A 14699-nucleotide genomic window follows, 5' to 3' on the forward strand; every position below is an offset into this window, starting at 1 on the left:
CCGAAGCTGCCGGTCAGATGCCGAAACGGGCGAGGGCGACCCTCACCGTGGCACGCGGCAGCGATTTGAGCGATCGCCGGCCGATCATCGCGAGGTAGGCGAAGGCGTCGCGATATCTGCTGAAGCGGACCGCCTGCATCGCCGAATAGGTGACGAGATGAATCTCGGCGGCGAGGCGCAGCCCGGCCGTCATGCGCTCGGGCAGTCTCGCCAGGATCAGCCCATCATCGAACACCCGTGCGATTGCCGGGAAGAAATCCTTCGGCGTTCGCAGCGCCGCGTTCATGGTGTTGGCCGTGTGCAGGCGATAGTCGAGCAGCAGCTTCGGAGCGAACTCGAACTCGCCGATCGCGGCAAGCCGGCACCAGCAGTGCCAATCCTCGCAGTATCTGAGCGAGGTGTCGAAACCGCCGATGGCGCGGAAGGCCTCGGCACGCGCGAGCGCGATACCGCCGTTGACGATGAAGTTGCCGGCCGCGAGCCGGGCCAGCACGTCGCCCGACGGCTTGCGGCGCCCCTTCAGCAGGCCCCGCCGGCCGATCTGCCGTCCCTCGCTGTCGATCGTGTTGTAGTCGCCGTAGACGAGAACCGCGCGGGGCGCGCCGCGTGCGGCCGCCAGCAGTGCAGCCACCGCGCCGGGACGCAGGCGGTCGTCAGCATCGAGGAAGAGCAGCCACTCGCCGCTGGCAGATCGCGCGCCGAGATTGCGCGCCGCTGATACGCCGGCGGAATCATTCGTCATCAGGCGCAGTCGCGGGTCGCGAACCGCGCGGACGATCGCGGCGGTCTCGTCGGTCGAGCCGTCGTCCACCACGATCACTTCTCCCACCCCGCTTTGCGCCAGCGCGCTGGCGAGGGTTTCGCCGACATAGGCCGCAACGTTCTTGGCGGGAATGACGATGGATACCGACGTGCTCGAGCTCGACGGCAGCGGCTGGCGGGCCGGCGTAACGACGCGCGTGTTGGCCGGCAAATCGAGAACGTCTTCGGCGGTGATCTGAGCCACGGCTCGCCTTTAAGAGTCTGTTAACCAGGGCGCATCTGTTGAATGGACGATGCGATCGATCGCAACGTTGGTTGCTTGCGAATGATACCTGCATTGCGGCGAGATCGTTGCCGCGAAGGCACGCGTGAGCGTGGTTTCGTCAATTAGCGTTAAGCCGCTGGCATTAAGCCTGTGGCAAATTTGGAAGAGTGCGACAGCCGGTCCCATGCGAGAATGTGCATCCGGCTGCCGTGGATGGAATCCAGTGCCCGCAAAGACATTCAAACCCGACCCCGACGCGATGATCCTCAACCTGTTCTATGAGGACAAGGACGACCGCTGGTTCCCCGGCGACCGGCATCTGCGGCGCGTGGCGCGCCGCTTGCTGCTCGGCGAGCCGCGCATGAGCGGACAGCTTCGCGTGTTCCTCAATCTCTGCGCGGGGCTCGATCGGCTCGGCATCCGCTACCGCGTCAACGATTACGGCTACATCGCGCAGCACCCGGACGAGCTCGCCTGCATCGTCGGCCGCACCTTCCTGCTCGACAGGTTCGCATGGAAGAACCCGATCCTGCTCGGTGTCGCCGCCCATAATCATCCGCTCGACGACCCCGATTTGTTCAAGCGTCTGCCGGTCAGGAAGGTTGTGGTGCCCGGCCCCTGGTACGTCGACATGTACCGGCCGTATTGGCCCCAGACGGAGGCATGGCCGGTCGGCATCGACACCGATCTCTGGACACCGTCCGAGCGATCGCAGAAGACGGTCGACGTGCTGATCTACGACAAGGTCCACTGGGACCGCGAGCGCTATGCGGCGGAGCTGATCGAGCCCGTCCGCGCCCGTCTGCGAAAAGAGGGGCGCTCGTTCACGGAGCTGCGCTACGGCAGCTACAAGGAGGAAGACTATCAGGCGGCGCTGGCGCGCTCGCGCGCGATGATATTCCTGTGCCAGAACGAAAGCCAGGGCATCGCCTATCAGCAGGCCTTATCTTGCGGCGTTCCAGTGTTCGCCTGGGATCCGGGCGGTCCTTGGCGTGATCCCGATTACTATCCGCACCGCGTGCAGTTCGCGCCGGTCTCGTCGGTGCCCTATTGGGACGACCGCTGCGGAGCCAAGTTCCTGGACATCGCGGGATTCGAGGCGGGCTGGGACAAGTTCTGGGCCGGGTGTGCTGCCGGCGGATTCGATCCGCGCGGCTTTGTCCTGGACAGCCTCACGCTGGAGCAACGCGCGCTGCAGTATTACGAGATTGCGCGGAGCATCATGCGGCAACCGGCGGAGCAGACCCCCGGCACGCCTGTTGAGGAACGCTCAGCAGGGTTGAGCCAGGACCTGGAGCTTCACCGGCGTCATCAGATGTCTTGAGCCATGGACCGGAGCATCGACCGCAGCGCCGCTGACATGATGGACCTCAAGGCCCGGTCGTTCGGCCATGTCCTGCGCGATGGCCTGGAGCGGCTCAATGCCGGGCAGGCTGCGCGCTGTCTCGTCGCCGTCGCGTCGCTGCTGCTGGTGCTGGTGACGCTCGATCCCTTCCCCGACTTGCGCAACCCTGACATCAGCAATGTCGTCGGCGGACGAATGGCGCTGACCTATGTGTCCTGGGGGCTCCTGGCTGCGATTGCGGTGCTGTTCGTCGCCGCAACGGATGGACCGGCGCTGAAGAGCCTGGTGACGCCGCTTCACCTCTGTCTCGTGGGCTGGCTGATCATCAGCATCGTTCTCTCCGAAAGCCGAGGCGTTTCGATCCAGCGGTTCGTGCTCCTCGCAAGCGTGACGTCGCTCGCCGTCGTGCTGCCATTGCTGCCGCCGACGCAGCGCAGCTTCAACATGTGTCTGGGCGCCGCCGCGCTGGTGCTGCTCGCGCTCTGCTATCTCGGCGTCTTCCTGGCGCCGCAATATTCGATCCACACCGCGCTCGATATCGCCGAGCCGCAGCTCGCCGGCGACTGGCGCGGCAGTTTTGGCCACAAGAACGTCGCCTCACCCGTGATGACGATCCTGGTCTATGTCGGCATCTATCTGTCGGCCGTCGGATCGTTCGTGATGGGGCCCGTGATCGCGGCGCTCGCCGGCATCTTCCTGATCTTCACCGGCGGCAAGACGTCGTCGGTGCTGTGCCTTGCGATCTACGCTCTCGCATCGCTGGTCTACGTCACACCCGGCCTGTGGCTGAAGCGGATCATGTGCTTCGTGCCGCTGATCGCGATGAACCTGCTGACGGTCGGCAGCGTGTTGAGCCCCGCGCTCGGTGCCATGACGCGGCTGCTTCCGCTCGATCCCACCTTTACGGGCCGTTCCGCGATCTGGGAGTTCGCCCTCGCGGCCGTCGCCGAAAAGCCGATGATCGGTCACGGCTATGCGGCCTTCTGGGACGACGTGACGGCACGGCAAACCACCCAGGGCGCCGAATGGGCGACATCGGCGGCCCACAGCCACAACAGCTATCTCGACCTCGTGGTCACCATCGGCCTGCCGGGACTGCTGCTCGTGATTCTCGTCTTCGTGCTCGCACCGCTCGGCAATTTTCACGCAGCACAGGCTCACAACCGCAGTGGCGCTCTGGCAAAGCTGTTCCTGACCGTGTGGCTGTTCGGCCTCTATTATGGAGCGACCGAGACCTTTCTGCTCGAACGGCAGAATCCGATCTGGTTCCTGTTCGCTCTGGCGGTGGCCGGCCTGCACTACCTGGCGAGGTTCCAGTGCGTCACGCGGACGGAACCAGAGCAATGACGGCTTGCCCCATTCAGCGCTGTCCGCCGTGGCAATCGCTTAACGATAAGCGCCATTCCCCATGGTCTGCGACAAAACACAATCTATCTGGCTACATTCAGTAATCGTATGCCCCGCGGATGACGGTCCTCAGCGTCGAGCAACCAGATGGTCGGGTGTCCAGCACGTCGGGCATCGCGGTCGATTTCGTGCGTGACTGGGGCCAGGCTGCTTCGCGCCTGAACGCCGGGCATCGCACTGCTTTCCAGCATGGCTGCTGGCTGGGAGCCTGGTACCAGGCGTTCGATGACGTCGCGCCGTTGATCGCCGTGATCTCCGATGCCGCCACCGGCAAGGACATCGCGATCGTGCCGATGATCAGTCACGTCAGGCGCGGCATCCGCATCGTCGAATTCGCCGATCTCGGCGTCTCCGACAACAACGCGCCGATCCTGGCGCACGATGCGGTGGCGACGGATGCGATCGGCAAGGCGCTGGTCGAGGCGTTGCGTGCCTTGCCTGATGGCCTCGATCTCCTCCGCCTGAGGAAGATGCCGGCAAAGGTCGGCGGCAAGGCGAACCCGCTGGTGTCGCTCGGCCGGATGGGATCCTCCTCGCTCAACTGCAATCTCGTGCTGACGGGCGACGACTATCGAGTCTACCAGGCGTCGATCAAACGCATGCAGATGCCGCGCTGCTGGCGCGTCTTCACCCGCCACGCGGGCGCGCGGTTCGAGATCGCAACGGATGTCGCGCGCGCACATGAGCTGATGGATGTGATGGACGAACAGCAGCAGGCACGCATGCGAAAGCTCGGCTCGCCGTTCGTCCTCAACGATAAGGCCCATGCGCGGTTCTATCGCGAGGTCGCCCGCCAGGGCATTGCGGAAGGCTACGCCGTCGTCTCGGCCTTGGTCTGCGACGAGGGCATCGTCGCCACCACGCTCGGTGTCATGCACGGCGCGACCTATTACCTGTTGCGCATCAGCCATGGCGGCGATTCATGGTCGAGCTGCTCGCCGGGGCTGCTGGTCGCCGAGCGCACCATAGCGGGGCTGCATGCACGGGGCGTGCGCCGCTTCGACCTCAGCATCGGCAATCTGGACTACAAGCGCCGCTTCGGCGCCGAGCGGGTGCCGCTGACCGATGTCAGCGTCGCGCTGTCCTGGCGGGGCTTGCCCTTTGCATGGCGCGATCATGCCGCGCAGGGCCTGCGCCGCCACCCCAGGCTCGCCGCCCTCGCGGCGCGGGCCATGGGCAAGGGGAAACGTTGATCCGAGCGAGACTTGCGTGTGTCATCTTGGAAGGCCCGCACGAAAGGCCTCCAGCAGCGCGCGACCCTGCGGCCAGTCGCCGAGCCCGCTCGACGCATTGATGTGGCCTAGTGGGCCGAGCGCGACCAAACCGGACTGCCAGATGCGTGCCTGTCGCTGCGTGAACTCGATCGCGCCATAGGGATCGTTCGTGCTCGCGATGATCAGCGAAGGAAAGCGCAAGACGCGCTCCGGGACGGGCTTGAACGTGGCGGCTTCCAAAGGAAAATTGGCGCCGTCGGGATCGGGGACGGCGACCAGACATGCGCCGGAAATTGTGGTCGGGAAGCGAGCGGCCCAATGCGCCACCAGCAGGCATGCGAGGCTATGGGCAACCAGGACAGGCGGCTTCGGGCTGCGCACGATCGCTCGCTGCAGCGATTGCTCCCAGTCGTCGAGCTCCGGGCGGTCCCAGTTCGCCGGTCGAAATCGCGTGAAGCGCGGCTCGGAGCGTTCCCATAGCGTCTGCCAATGGGCGTCGCCTGAGCCGCCGAGGCCGGGCAATGTGATGATGTCGTGCATGATCGTCCCGTGATATCTGAGTTGAGGCCGCAGTGTGACGGATCCCGGTCCTGCATCACATGGCAAGTCATCGGCGCAATCGGCCGTTTACCGATGATCTCAAGGTGAAATGGAGAATTCGGTTGGATCGCTTCGGGAGCATCGATGCCAAGGACCTGAAGATCCTGGAGGCGCTGCAGGTCAACGCGCGCGTGCCGCTGTCCGAGCTTGGCCGTTCCGTAGGGTTGTCCCAGCCCGCGGTGTCCGAGCGCGTCAGACGGCTCGAGGACGCCGGGATCATCGAGGGCTACGGCGCTCGCATCAATCCGCGCGCACTCGGGCTTGGTCTGATGGCGCTGGTGCGTCTGCGGACCACGCATGAGCACATCAAGACATGCCTCAAGAGGTTCGCGGAGATTCCCCACATCATCGAAGTCCATCGTGTGACCGGTGATGACTGTTTCGTGCTCAAGGTGCTCGTTCCCGCTCCTGAGGATCTCGAGACGATCGTGGATCGCATTGCCGGATTCGGTGCCGTCACGACATCGCTGGTGCTGCGGAGCGAGCCGGTGCGGCCGATCGGCCGCGAGCTTGTCAGGAAGAAGAGCGTCTGAATGTCGGGCGGCGGCAATGCCGCCGCTGCACCAAACGGTGCGGCATTCCCGAACGGGAATGCCGCGATCCCCGTCAACCGTGCAGTTTTTTTGCCGTCTCCGCGATCTGGCGGCCCTGGTACCGCGCGCCGGCGAGCTCGTTGGCGCTGGGCTGGCGGCTGCCGTCGCCGCCGGTGATCGTGGTGGCGCCATAGGGCGCACCGCCTGTGACCTCGTCGAGCTTCATCTGACCGGCGAAGCCGTAGTTCAAGCCGACGACGACCATGCCGAAATGCAGCAGGTTGGTGATGATCGAGAACAGCGTCGTCTCCTGGCCGCCATGCTGGGTCGCGGTCGAGGTGAAGGCGCCGCCGACCTTGCCGTGCAGCGCACCCTTGGCCCAGAGGCCGCCGGCCTGGTCGAGGAAATTCGCCATCTGCGAGGCCATGCGGCCGAAACGGGTGCCGGTGCCGACGATGATCGCGTCGTAATTGGCGAGGTCCTCGACCTTGGCGATGGGAGCAGCCTGATCAACCTTGTAATAGGAGGCTTTGGCGACCTCGGCCGGCACCAGCTCCGGCACGCGCTTGATGTCGACGGTGGCGCCGGCCTCGCGTGCGCCCTCGGCGACGGCGTTGGCCATCGCCTCGATATGGCCATAGGCGGAATAATAGAGGACGAGAACTTTGGTCATGGTGGTCTCCGTTTCAGATTTGATGGATTGATCTTGTTGGGGTCGTCAGGCCGCGTCGACGAGCACGATCTCCGAATCTTCCAGCGCGGTGATCGTCAGCCTGGCCTCGTCGCGGATCGCGGCGCCGTCGCGGGCGTTGACGCGGACGCCGTTGATCTCGACGGCACCCGCCGCCGGCACGAGGTAGAGGTGCCGTGACGTCTGCGGCGCGTACTCCGCGCTCTCGCCCGCCTTCAGCGTGGTGGCTAGCACCCGCGCATCGGCGCGGATCGGCAGCGCGTCGGCATCACCTTCGATCCCGCTTGCGATGGTGACGAGCTTGCCGGAGCGGTCCGCCTTCGGGAACGGCTTGGATCCCCAGGTGGGCTGTCCCCCGCGCGCCGTGGGCTCGATCCAGATCTGGAAGATCCGCGTCTGCGTCGGCTCGAGATTGTACTCGGAGTGCCGGATGCCGCTGCCGGCGCTCATCACCTGCACGTCGCCCGCTTCGGTGCGGCCCTTGTTGCCGAGACTGTCCTGGTGGGTGATGGCACCCTCGCGCACATAGGTGATGATCTCCATGTTGGCGTGGGGATGGGCGGGAAAGCCGGTGTTCGGCGCGATCTCGTCGTCGTTCCACACCCGCAGGGCGCCATGACCCATGTTGTTGGGGTCATAATGGCCAGCGAAGGAGAAATGATGCTTGGCCTTGAGCCAGCCGTGGTCCGCGCCGCCGAGCTTTGCGAAAGGTCTGAGTTCGATCATGGACATGTTCCTGATTGGAGGAGAGGGCTCGGCGTCACGCGCCAAATCCGCCGTCGACATTGAGCACGGTGCCGGTGACGAAGGAGGCTTCCGGGCTTGCGAGAAAAACGACGCCGGCGGCCACTTCCTCGGGACGGCCGAAGCGTTGCAGCGCGTGCTGCTTGCGCTGGGTCTCGGCGAACTCGCCGCCATCCTTCGGATTCATGTCGGTGTCGATCGAGCCGGGCTGCACCACGTTGACGGTGATGCCGCGCGGGCCGAGATCCCGTGCCGCACCCTTGGTGTAGCCGACCACGGCTGCCTTGGTGGCGACGTAGTCGGCAAGGCCGGGGAACGAAGCGCGGTCGGCCAGCATCGAGCCGACAGTGACGATGCGGCCGCCTTCACCCATCAATTGCGAAGCGGCGCGGATCGCCGCGATCACACCATGCACATTGACCTGGTCCTGACGGGCGAGCGCTTCCGTGTCGGCATTGGCATCGTCGATCGCACCTCCGGCGGCGACGCCGGCATTGTTGACGAGGATATCGAGCTTGCCGAATTCCCTGGCGACGTCGTTGACCAGTTGCGTGACCTCCCTCGCGGAAGCCTGGTCGGCCTTGAAAGCGCGGGCCCTGACGCCCTTGGCCTTGAGGTCGGCGACGACGGCCTCCGCCTTGTCCGGCGAAGCGACATAGCTGATGGCGACATCAGCACCTTCATCTGCGAGCGCGCGGGCCGAAGCGGCGCCGATGCCGCGCGAAGCGCCGGTGACGAGGGCAACCTTGCCCGAGAGCTTCTTGGTCATTGGATTTCTCCATTCCTGAATGTCTGATGACCCCTTGGATAAGCCTCCGCCTGTGGTATAGAAATAGAAACTATCGAAACACATTGTTTCCTAAATTTCAGATCGGACCGGCTGCCATGGCAAAACTCCCCGATTTCGAGGCGCTCGCGATTTTCGCGAAAGTCGTGGAGTTACGGTCATTTGCGGGGGCTGCGAGCGAGCTCGCGATGTCGAAGGCGACGGTCTCGAAGGCCGTGACCCGGCTCGAGGAGCGGCTCGGGGCCCGCCTGTTCAACCGCACCTCGCGCCGCCTCGCGCTGACGGATGCCGGCCACAAGCTCGCCGACCGCGCCACGCGCCTTCTGGCCGACGGCGAGGCCGCCGAGAACGAGGCGCTGGCGCAATCGGTGGCGCCGCGCGGCCTGGTGCGGCTCGCCGTGCCCATGACGTTCGGCATCAAGGCGGTGGCGCCGCTGCTGCCGGAGTTCTTCGAGGCCTATCCGGAAGTCTCGGTCGATCTGCATTTGAGCGATGCGACCGTCGATCTGATCGGCGAAGGTTTCGACATGGCCGTGCGGATCGCGCGCCTGCCGGATTCCTCACTGATCGCGCGGCAGCTCTTCACCATGCCGCGCTACACCGTGGCCGCGCCGTCCTACCTGAAGCAACACGGACGGCCGACGCATCCGATGCATCTGGCCGAGCACAAATGCTTCAGCTACGCCTATCTGTCCACGCCCAACGTCTGGCACTACACCAATTCGGCCGGCGAGCAGGCCAGCGTGCGCCCGGGCGGCCAGCTTCGCGTCAACAATGGCGAGGCGTTGATGCCGGCGCTGCTCGCAGGCCTCGGCATCGCCGAGTTGCCCGAGTTCATCGTTGGTGAAGCGATTTCGTCCGGCGAGGTCGAAGTGATCCTGAAGGACTGGAAGCAGGCCGAAGGCGCCGTGCATCTGGTGTCCCCGCCCGGCGGCCCGCGCCCCGCGCGCGTCGAAGCGCTCGGTGATTTTCTCGCGGCCAAGCTGCCGGGCACATGCAAGCGGCGGACGCGCGGGAAAGCCAAGATGTCGTAGGAGCGCGCGCGGCTTCAACGCTCTCCGCCATTGCGAGCGCAGCGAAGCAATCCAGAATGTCTCCGCGGAGGGATTCTGGATTGCTTCGTCGCAAGGGCTCCTCGCAATGACGGTGTGTTTGACTACGACACCTTCACGCCGTCGATCGCGACGATGCGCAGGCTCGGCTTCAGCGTTTCCTCCAGCTGCGCCTTCAATTCGTGAACGCGCGGGTCGCTCGAACGCTTGGCGCAAACTGCATATTGATGGACCGATTGCGCCAGGGCGCGCCGCGCTTCCGGCGTCTGCGTCAATTCGGGCTTTGAAAGCCGCAACACGATCGCCGCGAGATTCACCAGCATCTCGTCCAGCGCAACGTCGATGGTCGCCAGATTCCGCATCATCCACTCTCCCTGAAAGGGCAACAGCGGGTCCGGACATGCGTTCCGGAAGGAGCCCGACATGGCTAACATTTCGTAAACGTCTTGTTCTTGCCGCCTGGCGCGTTAGGCTGGCAGCGAAAACAAGAAGAATCAGGGAGGGCATCATCATGGATCGACGCGGTCTCTTGCGTGCGGCTGCGGCATTGCCGTTGTTGGGGATTGCAGCACCGGGCCCGGTCTTCGCGCAAGCCTATCCGGCACGCAACATCACCCTGATCGTGCCGTTTCCGGCCGGAGGCCAGGCCGACCTTGCCGCGCGCCCCGTCGCCATGGCGCTGGAGCGTATCCTCGGCAAGCCCGTGATCGTCGACAACAGGGCCGGGGGCGGCGGCGGCTCGGTCGGCAATGCCGCGGCGGCACGCGCCGAGCCGGACGGCTACACGCTGCTGATGACGCTGTCCTCGCTCGCGGTGCTCCCCGAGGCCGACCGGCTGTTCGACCGCCCCGTCGCCTACGAGGTCTCGCAGTTCATGCCGATCGCGCGCGTGCTCGCCGATCCCACGCTATTGGCGGTGCCGGCCTCCGCGCCGTGGAAGACGGCGCAGGATTTCGTCGAGGATGCGAAGAAGCGCCCGGGTCAGATCCCCTACGGCTCGTCAGGGCCCTATGGCACGCTCCATGTGGCGATGGAGATGTTCGCAAGCAATGCCGGCATCAAGCTGCTGCACGTGCCGTTCCGCGGCGCAGGTCCGGCACTCACCGCGATCCTCGGCGGCACCGTGCAGGCGATCGCCGCGGCACCCGGCACGCTGAAGCCGCAGGTCGACGACGGCAAATTGCGCGTGCTCGGCAATTGCGGCGCGCAGCGCATCGCGAGCTTCCCCGACGTGCCGACCTTCCAGGAGCTCGGCTACAAGGACGTCGAGTTTTACATCTGGGCCGGGCTGTTCGCACAGAGCTCTCTTCCCGCGCCGGTCGCGACACGCCTGCGCGAGGCGATGGCGCAGGTGATGACGAGTCCCGACGTGCTCAAGGCGTTCGAGACCTCGGGCAGCCTCGTCGCCTATCAGGACGCGCCGGCCTTCGCCGAGTTCGTCGCGCTGGACAGCACGCGGCTGATCGCGGCCGTGAAGAAGATCGGTAAGGTGGAGTAGGTTCCAGCCCCGATTTCACATTTTTTTGTTGGTCCAAAACCGGCTCCCGCCTCATTGATTGATGAGAATTCGCGGGAATCGAGAAGGACTGAACATGCGAACAGAGCGGATTGCGCTGGGTGTGGCGCTCGCTGTCGGCGGCATCGTCGCGCAGGGCGCAGCATTCGCCGAAGAATATCGTGGAACCATGGAACAGCAGATGGCCTGCACACCGGATGTGTGGCGCCTGTGCAGCGACCAGATTCCGGACGTGAGCCGCATCACGGCCTGCTTGCAGCAGAACACGCCGCAGCTCTCGAGCGGCTGCCGCGCGGTGTTCCAGTCCAACAATCAGATGCCGCCGCAGCAGATGCCGCCACAGCAGATGCCACGCAATCGCGCCGCGCCGCCGCCGCGCTATAACAATGCGCCGCCGCCACCTTCCCAGGTGCAACCGCGTCCCTATGACGATAACGACGACTAGACTCTATTGAATGCATGATCCGGAGGCACGCGCAGCGCCAGGACGCTGTCGTGCCGCCTTGTTCAGCGCTCGCTTCTGCTGTCCGATTCAGGCCTGCTTCCAAGCACCATCCGCATGGCCATACCGAAGAGAATGGCTGCCACTGGCCAGTGGAACCAGATCTTGTTGCTGGTGAACAGATTGATCGCAATCAGGAAGGCCGACACGGTGAGGGCTGCTGCAACCGGGCGAGGCAGCTTTGCGAACCAGTTCAAGACGACGTTCGTCGGCGAAGATGGCACCCGCCTGTCGTCGATCCGCTGAGCACGCGCTCTCTCTGGGGACGTTGCGCTCTCCTCGATGGCGAAGCTCCCTGGTCCGGTGGCCTGGCTACCCAGGGTCAGCCGGTAACTGGTCAGGGGGGCGATGTTCTTCATCGGGCGCTGACCGAGGCAGTCGAAGCCCACGGACAGCTTGTTGTGCACCTGATCGTAGACGGAGCTCGAGATCACGACGCCGCCGGGCTCGGCAAGCTCTTGCAGCCGCGATGCGATATTGACCCCGTCGCCGTAGATGTCGGAGCCGTCCACCATGACATCGCCGAGGTTGATGCCGATGCGAAACTGCATGGGGGGCGTTCGGGGCGCGTCCGACGAGATTTCCTGCTGAATCTCGACTGCGCATTGCACGGCCTCGACGACGCTGGCGAACTCGGCGATTACGGCATCGCCCCAGGTATTCACGATGCGGCCGTCATGACGCTCGACCAGTCGCGCAATGGCCGCGCGGTAGCGGCGGAGCGTCTCCAGCGTCCCGGTCTCGTCTGCTTCCATGAGACGAGAATAGCCGTACACGTCAGCGCACAGCACGGTGGTCAGTCGTCGTTTCACCTTGTCGTCGGTCATCGCCGCCATGCTAGCCTGCCTCGCGGGCAAATGCATCAGGCATCGTATCCGGTGCCGCTTTACGGCCTGACCTCGCAGACATCGACCCATTCGGCCGCGGTGAGCTCGGCCATCCGCTCCGGCGTGATGCGCACCGCGCTGTGGGTCGAGCCCGCGGCCGGCACCACGACGTCGAAGGCCTTCAGCGAGACGTCGCAATAGACCGGCAGCGGCGCCTTCAGCCCGAACGGGCAGACGCCGCCGACCTCGTGGCCGGTGATCTCGGCGACCTCTTCCAGCCCCAGCATCTTCGGCTTGCCGCCGAATTGCGCCTTGACCTTCTTGTTGTCCATCCGCGAGGTGCCGGCGGCCACGATCAGGATCACGCGCTCGCCGACGCGCAAGGACAGCGTCTTGGCGATCATTCCGGGCTCGACGCCATAGGCTTCGGCGGCCAGCGGCACGGTGGCCGAACTGATCGGGGATTCGATGACGGAGATGTCGGGGGCTTTCTCGGCGAAGAAGGCGCGAACGGATTCCAGGCTCATTCCGGGCAGCTCATGTCAGACTTGCGGGCGGCGATGCCTAAGCAATCATTGGCAACTCGGACAGCGCCCTGACGCGGTGGTCCGGCGCAAAGCCAAGCTCGTCCATCTGGGTGCGGATCGCCCTGAACATCGTTAGCGGTGCCACGAGTTCGTTCTCGACGCAAGCCAGAGCCATGGCTTCCGGCGTCACCCGCTCGATCCAGGCGACATTCAGCCCAAACGACTTTGCGCCCGCCACGTCCCAGGGATTGGAGGACACGAACAGAACCTCGTTCGGCGCGGTCCCGAGCTCCTCGCCGATCAGCGAATAAGCTTCCGGGCTCGGCTTGAAGATCTTCCTGGCATCGACGCTGATGGTGGCATCGAGCAGGGCATCGAGGCCGGAGTTGCGCACCAGCGCATCGAGCATGGCCGGACTGCCGTTGGACAGGATCGCGAGTTGTCGCGGCTTCAGGGCCGCAAGCGCCGTTGTCGCGTCCGGATAGAGATCGAGATTCAGATATTTCTCGATCACACCCTCGAACGCCTCGCTCTCATAGGCAAGCCCGAGCACGCGCAGCGTATAGGCGAGCGAGTCGCGGGTGACCGCGGCGAAATCCTGGTAGCGCTGCATCAACGAGCGCAACCAGGTGTATTCGAGCTGTTTGATCCGCCAGACCTGCGTGATGATCTCGCCATAGCCCGGAAACGCATCCTCGGTGACCTCTGCGACGGACTGGATGTCGTAGAGCGTCCCGTAGGCGTCGAACACGACGGCTTTGGTGGGCATCGGCTGTCCTTCCAGGCAGTTGTGGTCACAACAAACTCCGCTTGGGGGAGTTCGTAAATCATCAGCTATACCATTAATTGCCCGTTCGCACTGGCGGTCTCATCGCAAAGTGCTAGGCTTTGGAGATCGACCGGCGTTTACTCCGCGGTGCTCAATGCGACGACGCGAGTTCATGGGGCTGATCGGCGGCGCGGCAGCAACGTGGCCGCTCGGCGCGCGTGCGCAGCAACCGGCAAGATGGGTCTACAGGATAGGATATCTCGCGAGCGCGTCGCGGGAGCAAACACTTCGCAATGTTAAAGCCTTCGAAGCCGGCCTGCGGAGTCTTGGCTATCGCGTCGGCGAGAATGTCGTCATCGAGTACCGCTTTGCCGACGGAGACGTGGGGCGGCTGGCGGCGCTTGCCGCAGAGGTGGTGGGGCTCGGCGTGGACGTTATCGTGTCCGGAACCAATGCGACCACGGTTGCAGCCATGAAGGCGACCCGGACGATCCCGATCGTGATGGCCAACAGTGCCGAGCCGGTCAGTGCAGGACTCGTCGCCAGTCTGGCGCGTCCGGGTGGCAATATCACTGGGTTTAGCTCCGAGCCCGGCGATGAGATCAACGGCAAGCGGCTCGAATTTCTGAAGGACACTCTGCCGAACCTCTCGCGTGGGGGCATTCTATGGAATCCGGACTTTCCGCCCAATCAGGACCGGCTGGCGTCGCTGCGGGAAGCTGCCAAGGCGCTGGGGTTGACGCTTGTTCCGGCCGAGGCGCGCGGCTCGGACATACTTGAACAAGCGTTCTCGACGATGGTGAGTGAACGCGCGCAGGTGCTCATCGTGCTGAGCGATGGAGTGCTGTTCAACCATCGCGGCCTGATTGGCGTCATGGCCATCAGACATCGGCTGCCTGCAATCTCTGCGGTGAGAGAATACGCCGAAGCGGGCTTCCTCTTGAGCTACGGAACTGACTTGTCAGATCAGTTTCGTCGGTCTGCGACCCTCATCGACAGGATTCTCAAGGGTACGAAACCTGGCGATCTGCCGGTCGAGCGGCCGACCAAGTACGAACTCGTAATAAACCTCCAGACTGCCAAAGCACTCGGCCTCAACATGCCACCGGCCCTGCTGACGCGGGCCGATGTGGTGATCGAGTAGGCGCTCCGACGTCG

The 14699-nt window shown here is 64.6% G+C and carries 17 protein-coding genes; 8 read left to right on the forward strand and 9 right to left on the reverse strand.

The genetic code is table 11. From position 1 onward, the window contains the following. Positions 1–13: 13 nt before the first annotated feature. Positions 14–1006, reverse strand: coding sequence for a glycosyltransferase (locus tag RX330_RS05220; RefSeq protein WP_317242288.1), 993 nt, complete (start codon positions 1004–1006; stop codon positions 14–16). Positions 1007–1250: 244 nt separating this feature from the next. Between RX330_RS05220 and RX330_RS05225 the strand changes: the two genes are divergently transcribed. The 3 genes from RX330_RS05225 to RX330_RS05235 all read left to right on the forward strand — a co-directional run bounded on the left by RX330_RS05225 (position 1251) and on the right by RX330_RS05235 (position 4972). After that, positions 1251–2351 carry a glycosyltransferase gene (locus tag RX330_RS05225; protein ID WP_317242289.1) on the forward strand — a complete coding sequence of 367 codons (1101 nt, stop codon included), beginning with the start codon at positions 1251–1253 and terminating at the stop codon, positions 2349–2351. 3 nt (positions 2352–2354) lie between these two features. Further along, on the forward strand, positions 2355–3719 hold the full coding sequence (locus RX330_RS05230; RefSeq protein ID WP_375847583.1) for an O-antigen ligase family protein: 1365 nt from the start codon (positions 2355–2357) through the stop codon (positions 3717–3719). Positions 3720–3838: 119 nt separating this feature from the next. Next, the gene (locus RX330_RS05235; protein WP_212080082.1) at positions 3839–4972 is read left to right on the forward strand and encodes a GNAT family N-acetyltransferase; all 1134 of its coding nucleotides are present in this window, start codon (positions 3839–3841) and stop codon (positions 4970–4972) included. A 21-nt stretch (positions 4973–4993) separates the two neighbouring features. Here the strand turns inward: RX330_RS05235 and RX330_RS05240 are convergent, their stop codons facing one another. Then, complete coding sequence (locus RX330_RS05240; RefSeq protein ID WP_317242290.1) at positions 4994–5533, reverse strand: RBBP9/YdeN family alpha/beta hydrolase; 540 nt, start codon at positions 5531–5533, stop codon at positions 4994–4996. A 122-nt stretch (positions 5534–5655) separates the two neighbouring features. Between RX330_RS05240 and RX330_RS05245 the strand changes: the two genes are divergently transcribed. Next, on the forward strand, positions 5656–6126 hold the full coding sequence (locus RX330_RS05245; RefSeq protein ID WP_317242291.1) for an Lrp/AsnC family transcriptional regulator: 471 nt from the start codon (positions 5656–5658) through the stop codon (positions 6124–6126). A 73-nt stretch (positions 6127–6199) separates the two neighbouring features. On the opposite strand, the gene wrbA is transcribed toward RX330_RS05245, so the two are convergent. Genes wrbA through RX330_RS05260 form a run of 3 tightly spaced genes read right to left on the reverse strand, consistent with a single transcriptional unit; the run spans position 6200 to position 8330 of the window. Next, on the reverse strand, positions 6200–6799 hold the full coding sequence (gene wrbA / locus RX330_RS05250) for an NAD(P)H:quinone oxidoreductase (RefSeq protein ID WP_212080085.1): 600 nt from the start codon (positions 6797–6799) through the stop codon (positions 6200–6202). A gap of 45 nt (positions 6800–6844) precedes the next feature. Continuing rightward, on the reverse strand, positions 6845–7543 hold the full coding sequence (locus tag RX330_RS05255; protein ID WP_212080087.1) for a pirin family protein: 699 nt from the start codon (positions 7541–7543) through the stop codon (positions 6845–6847). 34 nt (positions 7544–7577) lie between these two features. Next, a complete protein-coding gene (locus RX330_RS05260) occupies positions 7578–8330 on the reverse strand; it encodes an SDR family NAD(P)-dependent oxidoreductase (RefSeq protein WP_317242292.1) in 753 nt (250 codons plus the stop codon). A 116-nt stretch (positions 8331–8446) separates the two neighbouring features. Between RX330_RS05260 and RX330_RS05265 the strand changes: the two genes are divergently transcribed. Further along, a complete protein-coding gene (locus RX330_RS05265) occupies positions 8447–9382 on the forward strand; it encodes a LysR family transcriptional regulator (RefSeq protein WP_317242293.1) in 936 nt (311 codons plus the stop codon). Positions 9383–9504: 122 nt separating this feature from the next. Here the strand turns inward: RX330_RS05265 and RX330_RS05270 are convergent, their stop codons facing one another. Further along, complete coding sequence (locus RX330_RS05270) at positions 9505–9762, reverse strand: hypothetical protein (protein WP_212080769.1); 258 nt, start codon at positions 9760–9762, stop codon at positions 9505–9507. A gap of 149 nt (positions 9763–9911) precedes the next feature. Between RX330_RS05270 and RX330_RS05275 the strand changes: the two genes are divergently transcribed. Beyond that, positions 9912–10898, forward strand: a complete 987-nt coding sequence (locus RX330_RS05275) for a tripartite tricarboxylate transporter substrate binding protein (RefSeq protein ID WP_317242294.1) — start codon at positions 9912–9914, stop codon at positions 10896–10898. Positions 10899–10992: 94 nt separating this feature from the next. Continuing rightward, positions 10993–11361 carry a hypothetical protein gene (locus tag RX330_RS05280; protein ID WP_212080095.1) on the forward strand — a complete coding sequence of 123 codons (369 nt, stop codon included), beginning with the start codon at positions 10993–10995 and terminating at the stop codon, positions 11359–11361. Between the two features lie 62 nt (positions 11362–11423). Here RX330_RS05280 and RX330_RS05285 read toward each other — a convergent pair whose 3' ends face one another. Genes RX330_RS05285 through RX330_RS05295 form a run of 3 tightly spaced genes read right to left on the reverse strand, consistent with a single transcriptional unit; the run spans position 11424 to position 13541 of the window. Then, a complete protein-coding gene (locus tag RX330_RS05285) occupies positions 11424–12245 on the reverse strand; it encodes an adenylate/guanylate cyclase domain-containing protein (protein WP_317243844.1) in 822 nt (273 codons plus the stop codon). Positions 12246–12304: 59 nt separating this feature from the next. Then, the gene (locus RX330_RS05290; RefSeq protein ID WP_212080097.1) at positions 12305–12772 is read right to left on the reverse strand and encodes a YbaK/EbsC family protein; all 468 of its coding nucleotides are present in this window, start codon (positions 12770–12772) and stop codon (positions 12305–12307) included. Positions 12773–12809: 37 nt separating this feature from the next. After that, positions 12810–13541: a haloacid dehalogenase type II gene (locus RX330_RS05295; protein ID WP_212080102.1), complete on the reverse strand. Its 732-nt coding sequence runs from the start codon at positions 13539–13541 to the stop codon at positions 12810–12812. A 172-nt stretch (positions 13542–13713) separates the two neighbouring features. Here RX330_RS05295 and RX330_RS05300 point away from each other — a divergent pair, with 172 nt between their 5' ends. After that, positions 13714–14685, forward strand: coding sequence for an ABC transporter substrate-binding protein (locus RX330_RS05300; protein WP_317242295.1), 972 nt, complete (start codon positions 13714–13716; stop codon positions 14683–14685). The last annotated feature ends 14 nt before the right edge of the window (positions 14686–14699 follow it).

It is taken from the genome of Bradyrhizobium sp. NDS-1 (assembly GCF_032918005.1).
Lineage (GTDB): Bacteria > Pseudomonadota > Alphaproteobacteria > Rhizobiales > Xanthobacteraceae > Bradyrhizobium > Bradyrhizobium tunisiense.

Bases quoted from the DNA above. Each gene is read 5' to 3' on its own strand.
- RX330_RS05275 (WP_317242294.1), top strand. From the start codon at position 9,912: ATGGATCGACGCGGTCTCTTGCGTGCGGCTGCGGCATTGCCGTTGTTG.
- wrbA (WP_212080085.1), bottom strand. From the start codon at position 6,799: ATGACCAAAGTTCTCGTCCTCTATTATTCCGCCTATGGCCATATCGAG.
- RX330_RS05240 (WP_317242290.1), bottom strand. From the start codon at position 5,533: ATGCACGACATCATCACATTGCCCGGCCTCGGCGGCTCAGGCGACGCC.
- RX330_RS05235 (WP_212080082.1), top strand. From the start codon at position 3,839: ATGACGGTCCTCAGCGTCGAGCAACCAGATGGTCGGGTGTCCAGCACG.
- RX330_RS05280 (WP_212080095.1), top strand. From the start codon at position 10,993: ATGCGAACAGAGCGGATTGCGCTGGGTGTGGCGCTCGCTGTCGGCGGC.
- RX330_RS05265 (WP_317242293.1), top strand. From the start codon at position 8,447: ATGGCAAAACTCCCCGATTTCGAGGCGCTCGCGATTTTCGCGAAAGTC.
- RX330_RS05285 (WP_317243844.1), bottom strand. From the start codon at position 12,245: ATGACCGACGACAAGGTGAAACGACGACTGACCACCGTGCTGTGCGCT.
- RX330_RS05255 (WP_212080087.1), bottom strand. From the start codon at position 7,543: ATGATCGAACTCAGACCTTTCGCAAAGCTCGGCGGCGCGGACCACGGC.
- RX330_RS05230 (WP_375847583.1), top strand. From the start codon at position 2,355: ATGGACCGGAGCATCGACCGCAGCGCCGCTGACATGATGGACCTCAAG.
- RX330_RS05295 (WP_212080102.1), bottom strand. From the start codon at position 13,541: ATGCCCACCAAAGCCGTCGTGTTCGACGCCTACGGGACGCTCTACGAC.
- RX330_RS05290 (WP_212080097.1), bottom strand. From the start codon at position 12,772: ATGAGCCTGGAATCCGTTCGCGCCTTCTTCGCCGAGAAAGCCCCCGAC.
- RX330_RS05270 (WP_212080769.1), bottom strand. From the start codon at position 9,762: ATGCGGAATCTGGCGACCATCGACGTTGCGCTGGACGAGATGCTGGTG.
- RX330_RS05260 (WP_317242292.1), bottom strand. From the start codon at position 8,330: ATGACCAAGAAGCTCTCGGGCAAGGTTGCCCTCGTCACCGGCGCTTCG.
- RX330_RS05300 (WP_317242295.1), top strand. From the start codon at position 13,714: ATGGGGCTGATCGGCGGCGCGGCAGCAACGTGGCCGCTCGGCGCGCGT.